The organism is Nonomuraea sp. SYSU D8015, assembly GCF_008065375.1.
GTDB lineage: Bacteria > Actinomycetota > Actinomycetes > Streptosporangiales > Streptosporangiaceae > Nonomuraea.
The window spans coordinates 291,621-311,322 of sequence record NZ_VJYI01000011.1 but is presented as its reverse complement, the minus strand read 5'-3'; the positions used below and the strand labels follow the sequence as shown (position 1 = coordinate 311,322).

17 protein-coding genes are annotated in these 19,702 nt (G+C 71.4%); 7 read left to right on the top strand and 10 right to left on the bottom strand.

The window, feature by feature from the left end; all coding sequences use genetic code 11:
* Positions 1 to 4: 4 nt before the first annotated feature.
* Positions 5 to 175, top strand: coding sequence for a hypothetical protein (locus ID574_RS37735; RefSeq protein ID WP_188193780.1), 171 nt, complete (start codon positions 5 to 7; stop codon positions 173 to 175).
* Positions 176 to 279: 104 nt separating this feature from the next.
* Here the strand turns inward: ID574_RS37735 and ID574_RS37730 are convergent, their stop codons facing one another.
* Positions 280 to 1,020, bottom strand: a complete 741-nt coding sequence (locus ID574_RS37730; RefSeq protein ID WP_188193779.1) for a GntR family transcriptional regulator — start codon at positions 1,018 to 1,020, stop codon at positions 280 to 282.
* Between the two features lie 405 nt (positions 1,021 to 1,425).
* On the opposite strand from ID574_RS37730, the gene ID574_RS37725 reads away from it, so the two are divergent.
* Together ID574_RS37725 and ID574_RS37720 are read left to right on the top strand one after the other, a co-directional pair.
* Positions 1,426 to 3,342 (top strand): zinc ribbon domain-containing protein, encoded by a 1,917-nt coding sequence (locus tag ID574_RS37725; RefSeq protein WP_223167486.1) that lies wholly within the window; start codon positions 1,426 to 1,428, stop codon positions 3,340 to 3,342.
* 20 nt (positions 3,343 to 3,362) lie between these two features.
* On the top strand, positions 3,363 to 4,148 hold the full coding sequence (locus tag ID574_RS37720) for an inositol monophosphatase family protein (protein WP_188193778.1): 786 nt from the start codon (positions 3,363 to 3,365) through the stop codon (positions 4,146 to 4,148).
* 49 nt (positions 4,149 to 4,197) lie between these two features.
* Here the strand turns inward: ID574_RS37720 and ID574_RS37715 are convergent, their stop codons facing one another.
* From ID574_RS37715 to ID574_RS37705, 3 genes are all read right to left on the bottom strand, one after another.
* Positions 4,198 to 4,890 carry an HAD family hydrolase gene (locus tag ID574_RS37715; protein ID WP_188193777.1) on the bottom strand — a complete coding sequence of 231 codons (693 nt, stop codon included), beginning with the start codon at positions 4,888 to 4,890 and terminating at the stop codon, positions 4,198 to 4,200.
* Between the two features lie 20 nt (positions 4,891 to 4,910).
* A complete protein-coding gene (locus ID574_RS37710; RefSeq protein ID WP_188193776.1) occupies positions 4,911 to 5,639 on the bottom strand; it encodes a hypothetical protein in 729 nt (242 codons plus the stop codon).
* A gap of 418 nt (positions 5,640 to 6,057) precedes the next feature.
* Entirely contained in the window at positions 6,058 to 6,711 is a 654-nt protein-coding gene (locus tag ID574_RS37705; protein WP_223167485.1) for a GntR family transcriptional regulator, read from the bottom strand.
* A gap of 68 nt (positions 6,712 to 6,779) precedes the next feature.
* Here ID574_RS37705 and ID574_RS37700 point away from each other — a divergent pair, with 68 nt between their 5' ends.
* The 3 genes from ID574_RS37700 (at position 6,780) to ID574_RS37690 (ending at position 9,561) form a co-directional block, all read left to right on the top strand.
* Entirely contained in the window at positions 6,780 to 7,967 is a 1,188-nt protein-coding gene (locus ID574_RS37700; protein WP_188193775.1) for a CaiB/BaiF CoA transferase family protein, read from the top strand.
* Positions 7,964 to 8,917 (top strand): HpcH/HpaI aldolase/citrate lyase family protein, encoded by a 954-nt coding sequence (locus tag ID574_RS37695; RefSeq protein ID WP_223167484.1) that lies wholly within the window; start codon positions 7,964 to 7,966, stop codon positions 8,915 to 8,917. Before ID574_RS37700 ends, ID574_RS37695 begins: the two co-directional genes overlap by 4 nt.
* A 140-nt stretch (positions 8,918 to 9,057) precedes the next feature.
* Positions 9,058 to 9,561, top strand: a complete 504-nt coding sequence (locus ID574_RS37690; RefSeq protein ID WP_188193774.1) for a TRAP transporter large permease subunit — start codon at positions 9,058 to 9,060, stop codon at positions 9,559 to 9,561.
* A 75-nt stretch (positions 9,562 to 9,636) separates the two neighbouring features.
* Here ID574_RS37690 and ID574_RS37685 read toward each other — a convergent pair whose 3' ends face one another.
* From ID574_RS37685 to ID574_RS37660, 6 genes are read right to left on the bottom strand one after another with little or no spacing between them, the layout of a single operon-like run.
* Positions 9,637 to 10,275 carry a TetR/AcrR family transcriptional regulator gene (locus ID574_RS37685; RefSeq protein WP_223167483.1) on the bottom strand — a complete coding sequence of 213 codons (639 nt, stop codon included), beginning with the start codon at positions 10,273 to 10,275 and terminating at the stop codon, positions 9,637 to 9,639.
* Between the two features lie 57 nt (positions 10,276 to 10,332).
* Positions 10,333 to 11,664, bottom strand: coding sequence for a UDP-glucose dehydrogenase family protein (locus ID574_RS37680; RefSeq protein WP_188193773.1), 1,332 nt, complete (start codon positions 11,662 to 11,664; stop codon positions 10,333 to 10,335).
* Between the two features lie 38 nt (positions 11,665 to 11,702).
* Entirely contained in the window at positions 11,703 to 12,866 is a 1,164-nt protein-coding gene (locus tag ID574_RS37675; protein WP_188193772.1) for a right-handed parallel beta-helix repeat-containing protein, read from the bottom strand.
* A 3-nt stretch (positions 12,867 to 12,869) separates the two neighbouring features.
* Positions 12,870 to 14,786 carry a right-handed parallel beta-helix repeat-containing protein gene (locus ID574_RS37670; protein WP_188193771.1) on the bottom strand — a complete coding sequence of 639 codons (1,917 nt, stop codon included), beginning with the start codon at positions 14,784 to 14,786 and terminating at the stop codon, positions 12,870 to 12,872.
* Positions 14,783 to 17,113, bottom strand: coding sequence for a right-handed parallel beta-helix repeat-containing protein (locus tag ID574_RS37665; protein WP_188193770.1), 2,331 nt, complete (start codon positions 17,111 to 17,113; stop codon positions 14,783 to 14,785). The genes ID574_RS37670 and ID574_RS37665 overlap by 4 nt, the downstream gene beginning before the upstream one ends.
* Positions 17,113 to 18,372: a glycosyltransferase family 2 protein gene (locus ID574_RS37660; RefSeq protein ID WP_223167482.1), complete on the bottom strand. Its 1,260-nt coding sequence runs from the start codon at positions 18,370 to 18,372 to the stop codon at positions 17,113 to 17,115. Before ID574_RS37660 ends, ID574_RS37665 begins: the two co-directional genes overlap by 1 nt.
* Before the next feature lie 275 nt (positions 18,373 to 18,647).
* Here ID574_RS37660 and ID574_RS37655 point away from each other — a divergent pair, with 275 nt between their 5' ends.
* Positions 18,648 to 19,499 (top strand): phosphotransferase enzyme family protein, encoded by an 852-nt coding sequence (locus ID574_RS37655; protein WP_188193769.1) that lies wholly within the window; start codon positions 18,648 to 18,650, stop codon positions 19,497 to 19,499.
* Positions 19,500 to 19,702 lie beyond the last annotated feature (203 nt).

The window sequence follows — 19,702 nt, the reverse complement described above, 5'->3', positions numbered from 1 at the left end:
CCCGGTGCGACGCGTATCCGTGGTGGGCGACGCGGGCTCCGGCACATCGGCACTGGCCGCCGGGGGATGGGTCGTGGACGGCGACTACTCCCTCGTGAGCGACCTGGTGTGGTCACGGGCCGACACCGTGGTGTGGATCGACCTGCCCCGGCACATCGTGATGCGCCTTTCCTGAGGCGGACGGTTGAACGCGCACCTCACCTTCATCCACCTGACGTCCCGTGCCGGCCTCGACCGCCTGGCCGGCGGCTGACGGCGGCGACCGCCGGAGGCGCGGCGTCAGCGTTCGATGAGGGTGACCTCGAGGGAGTAAAGGGAGGCGCGGTAGACGTGGGAGCCGTGCTCGACGGCGCGGCCCTGGTCGTCGTACGTGGTGCGGATCATGGTGAGCAGCGGCGCGCCGCGGCGCTCCTCCAGGAGGCGGGCCTCCGTCTGGGTGGCGGCGCGGGCGCCGATGCGCTGGTTGGCCACCCGCATCCGCACGCCCGCGCCGCGCAGCAGCTCGTACAGGCCGCGGCCCTCCAGGTCGGCGGCGGTCAACGGCGCCAGGCCCAGCGGCAGCCAGTTGTGCAGGACGGCCAGAGGCTCGCCGGCGGCGAAGCGGAGGCGCTCCAGGTAGAGGATCTCGGTGCCGACCTCCACCCCCAGGACGCGGGCGACGCCCTCCTCGGCCGGCCGCGGCTCCAGGGCCAGGACCTGGGTGGCCGGCTCCTGGCCCGCCCTGCGAAGGTCGTCGTACAGGCTCGTCAGCTCGACCGAGCGCTTGACCTGGCCGTGCACCACCTGCGTGCCGACGCCGCGCTTGCGGACCAGCAGGCCCTTGTCCACCAGGTATTGGATCGCCTGGCGGATCGTCGGCCTGGACAGCCCGAGCTTGTCGGCCAGGAGGATCTCGTTGTCCAGCCGGGCGCCGGGCGCCAGGTCGCCTCGCCGGATCGCCTCGGCGATCTGCTCGGCCACTTGGAAGTAGAGGGGCACGGGGCTGGATCGATCCAGATTGATCGCCAGGTTCGCGGTCATGCTGATCAGCTTAACCGAGGTCAGAATGTCCTGACAAACGAATCAAGTCACCCCAGATCGCCGTCACCGGGCGGCTCCGCCCGATTCCGTGCCTCGCCCTCGCGGAGGAATGGGTGGCGGCCGGCGCGATCGGTGGCCGGCCTGCGGCGGAGCGGCACTGCGGAAAACACGGCTCTAGGCTCACTGATTCTCTTAGAATTCTTAGTGATCATGTGTTTGCCCGCCAGGCCTTACCCTCCTCACCGCGGCTGCCAGGCGTCTCGGAGTTGCCGAGTGCCGGGGTGATTCGAGGATGATGGTGGTGATAGAGGCGTCGCTCACATGTTCTATTCTCACGGTGAAATCATGGTAGCCTGACAGTCACTTAGAGTAAAAGTCACGGGTGGGAGGTGCGCGTCGTGCACGGTGCCGGTTCATCCAGGCAGATGCGCTGGCCGCGCCCACCGCTCCAGCAGCGCAGGCACTACAGCACCGGCGGCGGCCGGTGAGAGAAAGCCGACGCTCGCCACAGGCGAGACCACGCAGACGGCCTGTGCCCGCGTCCTGCTGTGCGGCGGGGTGGACGCGGGCGGGCAGAGGCTGCCGTCGCACGCGTGGATGGCCCTGCGCAGGCTGGGCTGGACAGTAGGCCCGCCCGAGGGGTTTCGGGTCAACGACCGGATCGTGCGCATGGCCCAAGAACAGGCCGGACGCCTGCTCCGCTCCGCGCAGTGGCGGGCCGAGCTGACCGCCGCCGTGCTGGCCGCCTGGCCCGGCGACCCGCACAAGCGCACCGCCGAGGAATGGGAGCAGGTACGCGCCAACCTCCCCGACGGCAAGGTCCTGCCGGGCGGCATCATCAAGGCCCGCACCCGCCAGATCGCCGCGTTCCTGCGCGCGCATGGGCGGCTACCCGCCGATGTGTTCGAGCTGGAAAGCGCGCCCCGGGCGGCGCGGATGCTGCTGCTGGCCGCCTGCGACCGCCAGCAGGCCACCCTCGACCGCTCCGACACCGACCCGCGGCGGGCCCTGCTGCGGTTGCAACTGCCCGCCCGCCCAGATCCGCGCTCGTACAAGGACTGGACCTGGGTGGCCTGCCCGATCACGCTGCCGCCCACGGTCCCTGTCTCGGCGGTGCTGCACCTGCCCACCCTCCGCCCGGCGAGTGGCCGGGTCGCTGTTGATTTGGCCTTTACACACGCCGTCCCGCAGGTCCGGCGGAGCGGGCACACGGTGGCGCTCGGCGTGGACTGGGGGCTGAACATGCTGTTGTCCGCGGGCGCCGCGCGGCTGCACCCCGACGGGCGGATCACCACGCTGGGTGCCGGAGCCTGTTTCCGCGCCGCGGGGGTGCTGGCCAAACAGCATCGGCTGCGCCGCCTGTCCGAGCGCCTGCATGCCAAGGCCGGCCATTACCAGCGGCTCACCGGCGGCGCTGAAGAGCACGAGCTGACGGCCAAGCTCGATCTGCTGCGCCGCGAGATCCGGCACGTGTCCGCGCGTCGCTCGAACCTCAACGACGCACTGGCGTGGGCGGCCGCCCGGTGGGCCGTCGATCAGGCCATCGCCGCCCGGGCCAGCGTGATCTATCTGGAAGACCTGCGCTCGCTGGAAGCCACCGGCATGGGCCGCACCCTCAACACCCGCCTGTCGCAGACCGTGCGCGGCCAGATCGCCGACCACCTCCGGCACCTGGCCGCCCAGACCGGCATCGCCGTGGTCACCGTCCCGGCCAAGAACACCCCCCGGCATTGCCCGCATTGCCTGACGCCGCTGCGGCATCGCAAGGCCCCCGACCGGCCCACCGTGGCGGGCTGGGCGTGGGCCGTGTGCCCCAACGGCGCCTGCGGCTGGCAGGGTGATCGCGATCAGGGCGCCTGGCGCCGGATCGCCGCCCGGGGCCTAGCCCATCAGGCCAAAACCGTGATCGACCACGACACCGGGCAGATGAGCATCCGCAGTGTGACCGGCAGGCTCGAAGCCAGGGCGGTCATCACCCCTTCCACCCCAACGACTTGCCGGACGGATCGGTCGAAGACCGGACCCACCCGGCGCCGCACCACACGCCCCGCGTCCAGGCGACGCGGGGCACCCTCCCCCACCCGGCTGCAAAGCACGGTGGGCCAGCGTCCGGAGGGGCACGCACCCACGGGCCGGGACCGGCTGCCCCGCGCAGCCCACCGGCACCAGGGCGTGACGACGATCAGCACCCCCGCCAAACGGCGACACCATCCGTGCGGGGCGGAGTTAGGTGCGGGTTTCCACTTGCACGCTCACGCCTCCCCGCCACGGTGGGCATCACCCATGCCAGACGCTACGACTGACGCGGGATCGCTAAGCTGATCAGAGACGCTGAGAAGGACATGGATGTGACACAGCTGCTCGACACTGCCACCGAGGCGGCCAGGTCCGTCGGCCCCCGGCTCCGCAAGGCGTTCCGATCCCGGCCCGAGGTCGGCACCAAACGCGACTTCCACGACCCCGTCACCGAGCACGACCGCGCCGCCGAGGAGACCATCCGCTCGGTTATCGACGCCCGCGTGCCAGGCAGCGCGATCGTCGGCGAGGAGGGCGGCGCCACCGGCTCCGGCGACCTCGTCTGGTACGTCGACCCCATCGACGGCACCGCCAACTTCGCCGCCGGGCTGCCGTTCTTCTGCGTCTCCATCGCCGCGGCCGTCGGCGGCGAGCTGGTGGCGGGCGTGGTGTACGACCCGGTACGCGAGGACGAGTTCACCGCGACCACGGCCGGAGCGTGGTGCAACGGCACTCCGATCCGCAGCCGGGGCGCGGCCACCGACCGCGAGGCCATGCTCCTGTGCGCCTATCCCACGCCGCTCGACCTGGAGAAGGAGGGCGAGGAGGCGCTGCGGCGCTACGCCCGGTTCCTGGAGTCGTTCGCGGCCGTGCGGCGGCCCGGCAGCGCGGCGCTCAACCTGGCGCACGTCGCCGCGGGATGGTCGGACGCGACCTACGGCACCTGGTCCAACCCGTGGGACGTGGCGGCCGGAGCCCTGCTGGTGCGCCAGGCCGGCGGCGTCTACATCGGCGACCCCCTGGCGAAGGGCGACTACCTGGCCCACGTCGGCGGCTTCGACCTGGCCGGCTCGGCGCTGTCCGAGGTCGCCGGCCGGTCCCCCGGCGCCTAACGCGGGGTCCTTCTCCGCACGTCACCGCCGCGGTGACCTGGCTGGTCTGTCAGGAAGGCGGGTGGACCAGGCGTGGCAGGTCGGCCAGGCTCGTGATGCGGGGGAAGCCGGGCGGGGCGGGCTCGAGGCCGAGGCGGTCGAGCCAGACCGAGCGCATCCCGGTCGCCGCGGGCCCCGTCACGTCCCTGTCCACGTCGTCGCCGACCAGCAGCACCTCCTCCGGCGTGAGCCCGAGGGCGGCCGCCGCTCCCGTGTAGGCGGCCGGTGACGGCTTGAAGTGGCCGCCCAGCACTTCACCCGTCAGCACCGTCCGCAGCGGCCCGTCCAGCCCGATCGCGCGGACCTTCGCCTCCTGCATGACCTGTGCGCCGTTCGTCAGCACCCCGAGCACGAGCCCGGACAGCGCCGCCACCGCCCCGGCCGCGTCCGGGTAGGCGGCCCAGCTCCGCCGGTAGCGCGCGACGAAGTCGGCGAAGGCCGCGTCCAGGTCGGCGGGCTCGTCCACCAGCAGCTCCCGGCAGAACGCGCGCAGGCGGCGCCGCCGCTGCTCCTCCACCGAGCACTCGCCCCGCTGCCACATCGCCAGGTGCGGCACCTCCAGCCGCTCCCAGAGCTCGGGCGCCTCCGCCAGGCGCGGATGGCCGGGGCAACGCGCCGACAGCCAGGCCGTGATCGCCGCGTCGGCGGCGCCCCGGTGGTCGAGCAGGGTGCCGTCCAGGTCGAAAAGGACGCCTTTGATCATCACAGTCCACGATAACCCGGTCAGGACATCGCCCCGGCGGCGAGGCGGGCCGCCGTCTCACCGGGCGGGTAGCCGAGGGTGAGGCCGCGGACCGACAGCGGGGCCTGCGCGAACCGGAGCTCGGCGTTGTCGGTGAGGATGTAGTCGAGTGCGGGGGAGTGGCCGCGGTGCGCGTCCAGCGCCGCCGCCTCCGGCTCGGCCAGCTCGGGCGGGAGCGCGTCCAGGTAGTCGGCGATCAGCGCGTCCAGGTCGAACAGCTGCGCGTACCGCTCGGCAGTCCCGGCCACCACCCGGATCAGCTCCTCCTCGACGGTATGCGCCTGGTAGACCAGGCCGGTGCCGCCACTCTTGGCGATCCAGCGCAGCGCCTCCTCGGCAGGAAGGGTGAACGCGCCGTACGGCTTGCGCCCGTACAGCAGCGCCTCGGCGATCCACCGGTCGCACCACAGCTCGTCGCGGTACGGCACCGGCGCGGCCGGGTCGAGCGTCAGCCCCTGGGCCAGCACCGGGTTCCACGCCGACACCATCGGGCTGCTGAACCGGCGCATGCGGGGGCCGAGCCAGTGGCTGAGCGCGTAGCCGTACCAGACGGTCACGACCTCGACCTGCCGCTCGGGGAGGTGGCGCTCGTAGGCGCCGTTCATGATCTGGCCGCCGTCGGGGTGCCGCCACGGGCCGGGAGGGATGCCGGTGCCGGCGGGGATCGGGGGAGTCCGGTAGTCGGGGTGCAGGATCCACGCGTCCGCCACGGTCTCTGCCCTTCGGGATCGGCGTATGCATTGCGGCCCAGAGTTCTAGAGTGACACATCGTGCATCGCCCTTCACTCCATTGCCCGATGCCGCGCCGATGCGCGTGGGCGTGGCCCCGGTCGCGGACCGCCGCCCTCCCGCCTGGCCGCGCACCTGGGAGGCTGGGCCCGCCGGTCACGTCGCGGTGCGCCGGCGGCACCCCGGCTGACGTGCTGATACTGCATCCGCTGCACGTGGGGGCGGGCGTGGCCCCGTGACCTTGAGGGCCACCGGCAGACGCCATGCCGGCCGTGCTCGACGGGATCCCCCTGACCGGTGAACGGGCGGGAGCCGGGACGCGTGGTGAAGAGGCGGCATCGCGCGGCCTGGTGAGCGGGCGGTGCCGAGTGATGCCGGGAAGGGGCGGGCTGGGGAGGGTCAGTGGTGGGCGCGGTAGGTGCCCGCGCGGCGGACATGGTCGATCATGATGCGTTCGGCGGTCTCGCCGTCGCCCGCCTCCAAGGCCGTCAGGATGCCCTCGTGCGCCTCCAGCTGGGCCTTGACCTGGGTCTCGTCCAGCCAGAGCGACGCCTCGGCGGGCACCGGGAAGCTGTCGCGCACCGACCTGGCATGCGCGCCCAGGAAGGCCGGGCCGCCGATGTCCACGATGCGCAGGTGGAAGCGCATGCTCTGCGCACCGAGCCGGTCGTTCCTGCCGTGCGCGGCGTCGGCGGCCATGGCGGCGTGCAGCTCGCGCAGCCCGGCCAGCTCCTCGGGGGTGATCCGGGAGGCGGCCAGGCGCGCGCCGAGCCCCTCGACGACCGCGCGCAGCCCGTAGTACTCGGCCAGCGCCTCCTCGCCCAGGTCCACCACGGTCGCCCCATGATGGGCCTCGTAGCTGATCAGCCGGTCCTTCTCCAGCCGGCGCAGCGCCTCGCGCACCGGCGTCACCGAGACGCCGAGCCGCTTGGCGACCTCGCCGGCCCGGAGCGCCGTGCCCCCGGGGATGCGGGCGTTGCGGATGTCGTCCAGCAGCACGCTGTAGACGTACTCGGCCTTGCTCATGGGCGGCCGCGGCTCGGTGGCTGACATGTCGTCAAGTGTCTCGCATTGCGGGCAAAGAGTTGACCTATCACATATTTCTTATAAGTTACATAGTCATGACGAGCCTCGCCGACCTGCGGGTCATCGACGCGGCGACCCTGTTCGCCGGTCCCTCGGCCGCCATGATGCTGGGCGACTTCGGCGCCGACGTGATCAAAGTCGAGCATCCCCGCCGCGGCGACCCGTCCCGGGGCCACGGCGCCTCCGTGGACGGCGTGGGCCTGTGGTGGAAGACGCTGTCGCGCAACAAACGCGCCGTCGCCGTCGACCTGTCCCGCGCCGAGGGCCAGGAGATCCTGCGCCGCCTGGCCGAGCGGTCCGACGTGCTGATCGAGAACTTCCGGCCCGGCACCCTCGAACGCTGGAACCTCGCTCCCGAGGCCCTGCTGGAGCTGAATCCGGGGCTGATCGTGGCCCGGATGACCGGGTTCGGGCAGACCGGCCCGATGGCCGCGCGGCCGGGGTTCGGGACGCTGGCCGAGGCCATGAGCGGGTTCGCGGCCATGACCGGGCAGCCCGACGGGCCGCCCACGCTGCCGCCGCTGGCCCTCGCCGACGGCATCGCGGGCCTGGCCATGTCGTACGCGATCATGGTGGCGCTGCACGCCCGCGAGCGCACGGGACGCGGCCAGGTGATCGACATGGCGATCATCGAGCCCATCCTGGGCCTGCTGGGGCCGCAGATGACCGCGTACAAGGCGCTCGGCGTCGTGCCGCGGCGCACCGGGAACCGCTCCAGCAGCAACGCGCCGCGCAACACCTACCGCACCCGCGACGGACGCTGGCTGGCGATCTCCACCAGCGCCCAGCCCATCGCCGAGCGCGTCGTCACCCTCGTCGGCCGGCCGGACCTCGTCGAGCAGCCGTGGTTCGCCACCGGGCACGGCCGCGTGCAGCACGTGGACGAGCTGGACGAGGCCGTCGCCTCCTGGATCGCCGAACGCGACGCCGGCGAGGTCATCGCCCGTTTCGAGGAGGTCCAGGCCGCGGTCGCGCCCATTTACGACGTGACCGACATCGCCGAGGACCCGCAGTACGCGGCCCTCGGCACGTTCGTGGAGGTGCCCGACGAGGAGCTCGGCACCGTCACCATGCAGAACGTGCTCTTCCGGCTGTCGGACACGCCCGGTGAGATCCGCTGGCCGGGGCGGCCGCTCGGCCGCGACACCGACGAGGTGCTCGCCGAGCTCGACTACTCCGGCGAGCGGATCGCCGCGCTGCGCGAGGCCGGGGTGATCGCGTGAGCGGGCCCGTGACGGGGGCGCCCGGGACGTGGCCGCCCGTGACATGGCTGTACGTGCCAGGCGACCGGCCCGAGCGGTTCGCCAAGGCGGTCGCGTCCGGGGCCGACGTGGTGATCATCGACCTGGAGGACGCGGTCGCGCCCGCACGGAAGGACGAGGCCCGCGCCAACGCCGTCGCGTACTTGCGCGCCCGCCGGGACGCGGACGCGGCGGTGCGGGTTCACGTCCGGGTCAACGACCTGGCCACGGCGCGCGGGCGCGACGACCTGGCCGCGGTCGGGGAGCTCGCCGACGCCGTGCGGCTGCCCAAGGTCGAGTCCGCCGCCGTGCTGGACGCCGTCACGGGCGCGCCCGCGTACGCGCTGCTGGAGTCGGCGGCGGGGATCGTCAACGCCCGGGACATCGCCGCGCACCCGCGGGTCGCCGGTGTCGCGCTCGGCGAGCAGGACCTGGCCGCCGAGCTGTCCATCACCGACGAGACCGCCATGAACCACCTCAGGCTGCAGGTCGTGCTCGCCGCGGCGGCGGCGGGGCTGCCGCCGGTGCCCATGTCCGTCTACCCGCACGTCAAGGACGAGGCCGGGCTCGTCGCGTCCTGCCGGGCCGGCCGCGCGCTCGGGCTGTTCGGCAGGACCGCGATCCACCCCCGCCAGATCCCGGCGATCAGGCGGGCGTTCCGGCCGTCCGAGGAGGAGACGGTCAGAGCCGCCGAGATCGTCGAGGCCGCGGAACGGGCCGAGCGGGAAGGGATCGGCGCGGTCGCGCTCCCCGACGGCCGGTTCGCGGACGCCCCGATCATCGCCCGGGCCCGCCACACCGTGGCCCTGTCCCGCCGCCTCGCCGACGACGGCCCCGCACCGCCCCGCTCGACGGATGACCGGCCATCAAGGGAGCGGCCGTCGGGGGGAGCGCCCGGCGGAGGGCGGGCCGTCGGGGGAGCGGACGGCTGATCGCCGGCCGGCAGGGGAGCCGCCGTCGCAGGATCGCTCCGCGACTGACGACGCAGAGACGCTCTCACCCCATGAAACACGCCCGGTGGAGGGCTGAAACGCAACATCGGTGAGGCGACGCTCATCGGGTTCGCCGGCGTGTGTGCCTCTTCGGCGGCGCCGACTTCTTCGCGCCGGCGTGGGCGGGTGTCACCGACGCGCTGGCCCAGGAGGTCGTCTTCGCCGCGCTGACCTTCGTGTTCATGGGCTACCTGCTGACCCGGCTGGGTCTCATCCAGGAGCAGGTCACCGTGCTGAACTCGGTCTTCGGGCGGCTGCGCGGCGCCGCCGGAGCGGCGAGCCTGGGGCGGAGAGCGGTAGCTTGCGTGACCAGCGGAGCCCCGTGCGAGCGCGACCATCGAACTCGTGCGGCGAGCCTGGGGCGGAGAGCGGTAGCTTGCGTGACCAGCGGAGCCCCGTGCGAGCGCGACCATCAGACGATCGCCGCGGTCGGCGAGGTGGACCCGGCCAGGACGTTCGGCCGGCTGATCGGCTGGTTCGTCGTCCCCACCCTGGTCATCGGCGTGCCGGCCCAGCCGTCGGGCTCGTCGCCGGGAGCCCCGGTCTGGTCTCGGGGGCCGTGTCCGCGCTGGGCCTGGCGATGACCAGGGTGGGGACGGGGTGACCGGGCTGCTCGCCTTCGTGATGTCGTGCCTGTTCCGCTGGACGGCGGGCGAGGACTAGGAGCCGCTCCACCAGCGGGCCGACAGCTCCTCGTCCGTGGGCGGCGGGCCGGGCAGCCCGCGGTGGGCCGGCGGCACCCGCAAGGCGTCCATCATCAGCGTCAGGTAGCGGTGGCGCAGCTCGGATACGCGCTTCTCGTCGCCGAGCTTGATCGAGGCGATCTGCTCGAACAGCAGCGCGATGTCCGCCGGCGTCACGTCCGGCCGCAGCACGCCCGCCTCCACGGCCCGGTGGTGGATCTCGGTGGCGAGCATTCCGGCCCTCCTGGCGTCCTGGCCGAGCTCCTCCGTGGGCGTGAACGTGCCGGCCAGCTTGATGGTCAGCGAGTTGGTGTCGGCGTCCACGATGCCCCGCAGGTAGCCGGCGAACGCCTCCCACGGATCGCCGTCGTCGGCCAGCGCCCGCTCCGTCACCTCGATGTAGAGCTTGAGCCCGTCGCCGCAGAGCTTCTGCAAAAGGGCTTCCTTGCTGGGATAACGACGGTAGAGTGCGCTGATCCCGACGCCCGCCTTCTCGGCCACGGCCGCGATGGGGGCGCCGGGATCGGCGGTGAAGACCGCCCGCGCCGCCTGGAGGATCAGCTCGTCGTTGCGTGCGGCCTGTGCCTTGCGGCCGCTCATCGGTGCGCTGCTCATACCTCCATTATAGGAACGTAGGGTTCCGTTCTGCTAATCCGGCCGTAGGCCGCGAGGTCAGGGGCGGCCCAGTGCCCGATACTCCCAGCCCGCCGCACGCCAGGCGTCCGCGTCCAGCGCGTGCCGGCCGTCCACGATCCGGGGGTGCCGGACCACCTGCGCCAGCGCCGAAGGCTGGATCTCGCGGAACTCGGTCCACTCGGTCAGCAGGACCACCACGTCCGCGTCCCGCGCCGCGTCCAGCGTGCTCGTTCCGTACCTGAGCTCGGGATAGGTGCGGCGGGCGTTGTCCAGCGCGGCCGGGTCGTACACCCGGACGTTGGCGCCCAGGCCGTGCATCGTCCGGGCCACGTCGAGCGCGGGCGCGTCCCTGATGTCGTCGGAGTTGGGCTTGAAGGCCGCGCCCAGGCAGGCGATCCGCTTGCCGTTGAGGTGGCCGCCGAGCAGCTCGCGCACCAGGTCGATGGTCCGGGAACGGCGGCGTCGGTTGATCGCGTCGACCTCGCGGAGGAACGACACGGCCTGGCCGACGCCGATCTCCTCCGCCCGATGGGCGAAGGCGCGGATGTCCTTGGGCAGGCAGCCGCCGCCGAAGCCGAGGCCGGGCTGGAGGAAGCGGCCGCCGATCCGGTCGTCGTAGGCGAGCGCCTGGGCCAGGTCCCGCACGTCGGCCCCGGTGGCCTCGCAGACCTCGGCCATCGCGTTGATGTACGAGATCTTGGTGGCCAGGAAGGAGTTGGCGGCCACCTTGACCAGCTCGGCGGTGGCCAGGTCGGTGACCACGGTCGGCGTGCCCCGCTCGAGGATCGGCTGGAAGGCCGCGATCAGGCGCTCGCGGGCCCACTCCGAGGACACGCCGAAGACCAGCCGGTCCGGCGCGAGCGTGTCGTCGACCGCGAAGCCCTCCCGCAGGAACTCCGGGTTCCAGGCCAGCTCCACGTCGTCACCCGCCGGGGCCAGCTCACGCAGGAGGGCGCCCAGCCGCGCGGCGGTGCCGACGGGGACGGTCGACTTGCCGGCCACCAGGCAGCGCCGGGTCAGGTGCGGGGCGAGTCCGCGTACCGCGGCGTCGACGTAGGTCAGGTCGCAGGCGTCCGAGCCCGGCTGCTGGGGGGTGCCCACGCAGAGGAAGTGCACGTCACCGTGGTCGGCCGCCTCCTCGTAGGAGGTGGTGAACCGGAGCCGGCCCGATTCGAGGGTCTTGGTCAGCAGCTCCGGCAGGCCCGGCTCGAAGAACGGCACCTGCCCGGAGCGGAGTTTCTCGATCTTTCCGGGATCCACGTCGAGGCCGACGACGTCGTATCCCAGCGAGGCCATGCAGATCGCGTGCGTCGCCCCGAGGTATCCGGTGCCGATCACGGTCAGCCGGGGGAGTTCGGCCTGGCTCATGTCAGTGTTCTTCCTTTCTCGCTTACCGAGCTCCGCGCTCAGGAACAGCTGTCCTTCTTGGTGAGCGGGCCACCGGTGACCTTGTTGTCGCAGGAGATCGTGTTTCCACCGGCTGTGTCGTTGATGCCGACGCCGCCTGAATTGCCGAGGTTGATGATGTTGGCCCGGAACACGTTGCCGGTGCCCCAGCCGTCCACGATCTCGTGGGTCTGGAAGCCGTCGGCGTTGGTGTTGCTGCCGGTGTTGCCCTCGATGGTGTAGCCGTTGCCCTTGACGTCCACCCACGAGTCGTTGTGCTTGGAGCCGCCGAGGTCGCCGCCGTCGAAGACGTTGCCGGCGATGGTCCCGCCGGAGGTGCCCTCCTTGATGTCGATCGCCTCGGCGGTGGCCCGGATCACGTTGCCGCGCACGATGTTGCGGTCACTGCGGTCCATCTGCCCGCCGGAGAAGGCGTCCCAGTTGCTCTCGGCCGTGCCGAGGTAGACGCCTTCGCCGAACTTCTCCCGGCGCAGGCCGGTCGCGTAGATCGTGTTGTACTGGACGGTGTTGTCGCTGCTGAAGTTGCGCAGGTGGATCGCTTCGTCCCCGATGTGGTGGACGGTCAGCCCCTGGATGATCGTCTTGCTGGTCTTGTCGGCCATCACGCCCTTCTGGCTGTTGCGGACGGTGAAGCCGACCAGCCGCCAGTGGCTGACCTGGTCGAGGTGGAACGCGTAGCCCTTCTTGACCCCGCCGCCGTCGACGATCGCCTCGGCCGGACCGCAGACGAAGATCGGCTCGGCCTCCGTCCCCGGGGTCGAGGCCACGAACCTGCCCGCGTACAGGCCGGGCTCGAGTGCGATCACCGTGCCCGGCTCGGCGGACCGCAGCGCGTCGGCGAGCCCGGCGGCGTCGCCGACCGTCACCGTGGCCTCGGGGCAGTCGATCTTGCCCTCCCCGGCGGGGACCGCGATGTCCGGCGGCTCCTGCGACGGGGTGAACTCCTGGGCCTCCTCCTCGCCGTCGTCCTCGACCTTCGACGTGCCGTCCTCCGGCTGCGTGTCCTGGGTGCGCGCGATCTTCGGCCGGATGTCCTCGACGGGGGTGTCCGAACCTCCGCCGCCGCCGCTGAACAACCCGTACACCAGCACCACGACGATCACCGTGATCACCGACCCGGCCAGCATCCCGACCAGGGTCTTCCGGTCGATGTCCAGGCGCATCGTTCAGCTCCTCTCGGCGGGCGCCCGGGCGCCGGCGGTCCGCAGGGTCCAGACCGGCCGCTCCTCCAGCGCCGCCTGCTTCTCGTACGGGTTGACGATCCGGTGGCCGACGCGCGGGCCGTCGCTGCGGATGGCCCGGAGTGCCGCGACCACGATCAACATGATCACGCCGAACCAGACCAGGTTCATCGGCTTGGCGATCCGCTTCACGGTGGTCCAGAAGCCGGCCGTGTCCTGCCAGCCGCCGGTGTTGTTCTGCGCGACGGCCAGGTTGCCCTTGGCCCGGCCGGTGTCGATCGCGCTGCGCCCGGCGCCGCCCAGGGTGTTGCCCGTGATCGCGGTGCCCTCGGCCGCGCCGAGCACCGAGATCGCGTGCAGCGAGGCCGACTGGACCGTGTTGGCCGAGATGGTGGCCTTGGCGTCCCGGAGGTAGATCGCGGTCTGGGTGTCGCGCACGATGTTGCCGCTGACCCGGGCCGACAGCACCCCGTCGCGCAGCGCGATCCCCTGGATGCGCTGGCCCCGCAGGCGGTTGCCGGAGATCTGGACGTCGGTGGCGTCCTTGCTCACCACGATGCCCATCTCCCCGCCGACGACCTCGGTGGTCTGCACGACGGGTTTGACGCCGCCCTGGATCTCCACGCCGTAGCGGCCGTTGTCGCGTGCCGTGCTGCTGATGAGGGAACTGCCGCCGAAGCTGCGCAGTGACTCGCCCGAGGCCGAGGGCCCGCGGGCCAGCGGCAGGCCGCTGATCGTGAACCCGTTGCCGGTGTTGCGCTCGGCCACCGAACCGGTGATCGTGACGTTCTGCGTGCCACGGGAGAGGACGAAACCGTCGCCTCTGCTGCCGGTCACGGTGGTGTTCTCGACGGAGGCGTTGCGGGCGAACCGGTGCAGCAGCACGCCGTGGACGAGGCTCCCCGTGACCGAGACGTTGGAGATCCGGGTCTCGTCCGAGGCCGTGATGAAGATGCCGTACGCGTTGCCGGTGATCTTCGTGTCGGTGATGAAGCCGGTGGCCAGATTGGCCTCCGGCAGCCGGTAGACGACCTTCCGCGCGCCCGCTCCGTCGGTGATCTCGACCCTGTCGTCGCTGCCCCTGCTGGGCACGAGGAGCCCGTTGGGCAGCAGCATCCGCTGCCGGGAGGCGGCCGATCCGGGATCCGCCTGCGTGGCGCGGACCTGGTCGGCCGTGCCGGTCGGCCGGTCGCTGCCGGTCAGCGCCAGCCCGCCGGTCGGACCGCTCCAAAAGCCGAGATGCTCCACCAGCGTGTGGCTCATCTTCAGCTCCCCGCCGACGGCGCGCAGGTAGGCTCGGCCGTCGGAGACCTTCGTGTCCGCCGTCCTGGCCTGGGCGTCCCAGCTGGTGATCCGCACCGGGTTCTGCGCCGAGCCGTTGATCCGGATGCTCGCCCCGAAGCCCACGATCGAGACGAACCTGCCGGGCTCGCTGGCCATCCGGATCACGAGCGGACCGGTCGCGTTCTGCAGCACCAGCTTGGCTCCCGGGCCGAGGAACACGTTGATGCTCAGCACGTACGAATCGTCGGACTGCTTCTGGAACTCCTCCAGACCCAGGCGTTCCAGGTCGGCGACCCGGTACGGCTCGCGGCGCTGCGGCAGCACCAGCGTCTGGCCGTTGGCGGAGCTGGAGATGTGCGGCACCCGGGCCTGGGCGGCCGCCGGCCCGCCGCGCGCCAGCGCGGAGGACAGCGTCGCCCGGGTCTGCATGATGCGCAGCTCCTCCTGGTCGACCAGCGTCGACTGCTGCTGGGCCTCCGCCTGGGACGCCGCGTTGACACCGGGCGGCGGAGCCGGGCGATCGGTATAGGACAAGTATCCCCAGGTCCCGGCCGCGGCCAGGCACAGCACCAGGATCACCAGAGAGGCGCGGCTCTTGCGCCGCCGTGAGCCGCTCATCCTCTGCCTCCCGCCAGGGGAGTCGGGGCCGTGCGCACCGGCTGCCGGTGCCTTCGCAGATTGTCCTCGTGCGCCAGGGGGTCCGGCTGGGGCGCGGGCGCCGGGCGCAGCTCCACGGCCGGCCGCTCTTCGAGCACCCGCTGGAGTTCGTACGGGTTCCGGATCCCGCTGCGGTCCAGCCGCCGTTCGACCGCGGCGCGGGACCGGAGCGCCGACACGATCACCAGGAGGAAGACCCCGAACCAGATCACGTTCATCGGCTTGACGTAGCGCGAGGCCTTGACCCAGAACGACGAGGTGTCCTGCCACCCGTCCTCGTTGTTGTTGTGCTTGTTCACCCGGCCGCCGGCCCGTGCGACGCTGATCGCGCTGGTCCCCGAGCCGATGACGGTGTTGCGGGTGATCTCGGTCTCCCCGGCGTCGCCGATCACGGTGATCCCGTGGGCGTTGGGCTTCGCCGGCGTGGTGATCGTGTTACCGACGATCTTGCCGTTGGAGCCGCGCAGGTAGATCCCGGTGACTGCTCCTGTGATCGTGTTCCCGGCGACGTGCGCGCCGGTCGCCCCGTCCCTCAGCGCGATCGCCTGGCGGCGCTGGTTGGTCAGCTTGTTGCCGGAGATCTGCACTCCGGCGGCGCCCTCGCGGACCACGATGCCCATGTCTCCGCCGATGATCTCGCTGGTGTGCACGGCCAGCCGGCTGCCGCCGAGCACCTCGATGCCGTACCTGCCGTTGTCGCGGGCGACGCTGTCGTTGACCGAGCTGTCGCCGTAGACGGCCAGCGACTCGCCGCTGGCCGAGGGGCCCTGCGCGAGCGCCCGCCCGTTGAGCGTGAAGCCGTTCCGGCCGTTCCGCTCCGCCCGGCAGTCGGTGATCCGCACTTTCTCGGTGGCCCGCGACAGCACGAAACCGTCGCCGCCGCTGCCACGCACCGTCGTCCGCTCGATGACCGCGTTCTTCGCGAACCGGTGCATGAACACGCCGTGCACCAGGCTGCCGTCGATCTCGTTGTCGATGATGCGCGTCTGGTTCGAGCCGGAGACGAAGAGCCCGTAGGCGTCGCCGGTGATGACGCTGTGCTCGATCGATCCGGACACCAGCTCGTCGGCGAGCACGTGCGTGGCGGTGCCCGGTCCGATCGGGCTGGTCTCCACGTCGCCGAAGTTGCTCCCGCCCCGGTCGGTCCCGGCCTTGGACAGGCGCTCGCGCTTGTCCTGGTGGCGTTGCGCCTTGGTCCGGTGCCGGTAGACGCTGGCCGGCCGCTCGGTGCCGGTGAGCGCGATGCCCCCGGTGCGTCCGCTCCAGAAACCCAGGTGGGAGACGTGGGTGTACGACATCTCGAAGTGGCCTCCCACGGCCCTGATGTAGGCGCGGCCGTCGGTCGTGACCTGGTCCGGCTTGCGGGTCCGCACGTCCCAGCTGGTGATCCGCACCGGCCGCTTCGCGGTGCCCTCGATCTTGATGTCGCCGCCGAACGCGATGATCGAGCTGAACGAGCCGGGCAGGCTGCCCATGCGCAGCGTCAGCGGCCCCCGCAGCTGCAGGGTCGCCCCGTCGGCCACGAAGACGTGGACGCCCAGCAAGTAGGAGCCGTCCTTCATCTTCCGCAGGTAGCGGCCCTTCTCGACGGCGGCCAGGTCCTTCACGGTGTAGGGGGCCGAGGTGCTGCGGGCGGGCAGCACCAGGGTCCTGCCGTGCGCCGACACGAAGATCTGCGGCTGCTTGCGCTGCGCGGCCGCCACGCCGCCGGCCTGCATCAGAGCCGTGAGCGCGGCGCGGACCTGCACGATCCGCTGGTCCTCGACGTCCACCAGGATCGCCTGCGCCTCGGCGTCGACCGCCGACAGCGTGCCGGCCTTCAAGGTGTCGTCGTCGGCCATGACCGCGTCTTCCAACGGAACGGGGGCGTCCTCGGGCTCCTCCGTGTTCTCCGGATCGGCGCTGCGCGACGGAGCCGGCCCGGCGGTCACGCCGGCCCCCGGCGTGGCCGTGGTCTTAGGCGTGGCCGTGGTCTTCGGGGGCTTGCCGGTCGCGGTGGTCCTCGGAGTCGCGCTGGACTTCGGCGTCGCCGAGGGTTTGCGCGCGCGGGTCGTCGGAGCCGGGCTGTCCGTCGGCTCCTCCTCCTCGGCCGGGGTCTCCTCCTCCGTCGGCCTCTCGCTCTGCGCAGGGCCCGGGGTGTCCGTCGGGATCTCGGGTTCCACGGGGTTGACCTGCGCCCCCGTACCGGACGTCGAGGCGGCGGAGGAGGCGGATAAGGCCGCCACGCCGCTTCCCGCCCCGATGACCAGCACCGCGGCGGCGAGCGCAGCACGGATGAGCCGCGCCATCAGCCCACGCCCTTGAGCGTGGCCGCGCTCTGACCGGCCCCGCCCACCTGGTCGGACGAACGGGTCAGCCAGCCCTGCTTGTTCATCGTCAGGAACGCCCACAGCTTGATCGGCAACGCGATCATGATGACCACCAGGCAGAGCAGCGGCAACAGCAGGATCTCACCCGGGTGGCGGCGCAGGTGCGACCAGCCGCGGATGCCCCGCCCGAGGAGCAGCCAGCCGACCGCCAGCCCGATGCCCGCAGGGGTCAGCTCCAGCCTGCTGAAGAACAGGTAGGCGAGCGTGATGCCCATGGTCACCGGGGTGAGCAGGATCTGCAGCACGGTCACCTTCGTGACCAGCGGGGTCTTCCACAGCCAGCCCTTCCACAGCGCGGTCAGGTAGCAGCGGTAGGAGTTGCGGCTCCACCGGATGCGCTGCTTGACGAAGGCGCGGAAGGAGTCGGGGAACATCGAGATGGCGCGGGCCGTGGATTGGTGCACCGTCTTGTACCCCGAGGCGAGGACCAGCCAGGTCAGGCGGCCGTCGTCGCCGGCGATGCACCGGCGGCCGAGGAAGAACTCGTTCTCCAGGTGGTGGACGACAGGGAGGATGGCCGCGCGGCGGTAGGCGGCGGTCCGGCCGGACAGGCAGGCCACGCCTCCCCTGCTGCCCATCGCGGGCACGTAGTCGTAGTAGCGGAGGTTGACCAGCCAGTCCGCGATCCGCCGCCATACGCTGGTGGTGCGCTGGTACACGTTCTGCTGGGTGCCGACGCCGCCGACCGCCGGGTCCTCGAAGGGCATCTGCACGGCATCCAGCAGGCCGGGCTGCCACCAGGTGTCGGAGTCGGCGAAGACGACGATGTCGCCCCGGGCCTCCCGGATGCCCACCCCGAGCGCGGAGCGCTTGCCCGCGTGCTCGTACACCAGGACGCGCAGCCGGGGGTCGGTCACCTCGCGGAGCCTCGCGTGGCACTCGGTGTCGCCGACGTCCACCACGATGATCACTTCGTACGGGTCCTGGGACAGCCAGCTGTCCAGGCAGCGCACCAGGATCTCGGCGTCCTCCCGGTAGGACGGGACCACGACGGAGACCGACGTCCGGTAGCCGTTGACGATCGGCTTGGCGAGCCGCGACAGCACGATCCGGTAGATCCACAGTCCCCAGACGAGCATGCCGGCCAAGCCCAGAGGGATCAGATCCCGCCATGAGCCGTTCGCGCTGGAGCGGACGACCCATTCGTAGGCAGCATCAAGCCAGTTCGAATCAGACACACAGAGCCTTCCCCCGCACTTCCCCCCGGCTCGTGCGTGATCATGGTGACGCAGTCGGTCACAGACAGACAGATAGAGAAGGTATGGGAGTGATTTGCGGTAGAAGTTCGGACCGTTCCAATCGTTACCAATTTGACGAGTTTGCCACATGGTGTTATTGGGGTTGATGAGGCCAGTCAGCCCTCTGGCCGGGCTCTCTGTCGATGAGTTGGTATGGTGCCCAGGTTGCACCGCTTGGGGAGTACGGCAGCGCGTAAGGGAGAGGGATCGCGACGATGCAGGCGTCAGAGATCCCGCGTGCAGTGGCCGCGGCCATGTCGACCGCCTCATCACTCGGCCTGACAGCCGACGACGCGATCGTCCTTCATGACTCGAACAAGCTCACCCTGCGTCTGCTGCCGTGTGACGTCCTGGCCCGGGTGGCACCTGTAGCGCATCAGGTCGCGGAGCTCGAAATCGAGCTGGCTCGACGGCTCGCCGAATCCGGGAGCCCTGTGGCCGTTCTCGAGCCGCGAGTGGAGCCACGTGTCCACGAGCGTGATGGCTTCGTGGTCACACTGTGGAACTACTACGAACCTGCGACGCCTCGAGAGGTCTCACCAGCCGACTATGCCCATGCGCTCGAGCGGCTGCATGCCGGCATGCGCAAGCTCGATGTCCCGACGCCGCACTTCACGGATCGCGTCGAGCAGGCTCAACAACTCGTGGCCAGCCGCGACCGCACTCCGGCGCTCGCGGACGCGGACCGGGAGCTCCTCGGCGACACGTTACGGAACCTGAGACGAGCCATCGGCGAGCGCGGCGGCGCCGAACAGCTCCTGCACGGCGAGCCGCACCCTGGCAACGTGCTCACCACGAAGAACGGGCTGCTGTTCATCGACCTCGAGACGTGCTGCCGTGGGCCTGTCGAATTCGACCTCGCCCATGCGCCCGAAGAAGTCGGCGAGCACTATCCGGGCGTCGACCAAGGCTTGCTACGCCAGTGCCGGATCCTCGTGCTGGCGATGATCACAACATGGCGCTGGGATCGAGGCGACCAACTGCCCAACGGGCACCGGCTGGGCACAGAGTGGCTCAGCCAGATCCGAGCAGCGCTCGATCGCGACGGGCCGGACACCCACGGCTGATCGCGGGGCCTTCGAGGTCGTGGCCGGCCGGCTGTTGATGCCGGGATCGACCGTGATCCCGCTCTCGGCTGGTCGTGGGCATCTTGTCGCGGAGCGGGGTGCCGGTGGTCCGTCGTCTTCCATGGTCAGCGCCGGCGTCCCGGGCCGGAAGGCGAGCCGCAGTCACACTCTCGGGCCGGTGCGCCGCCGCCACGTGGTCGCCT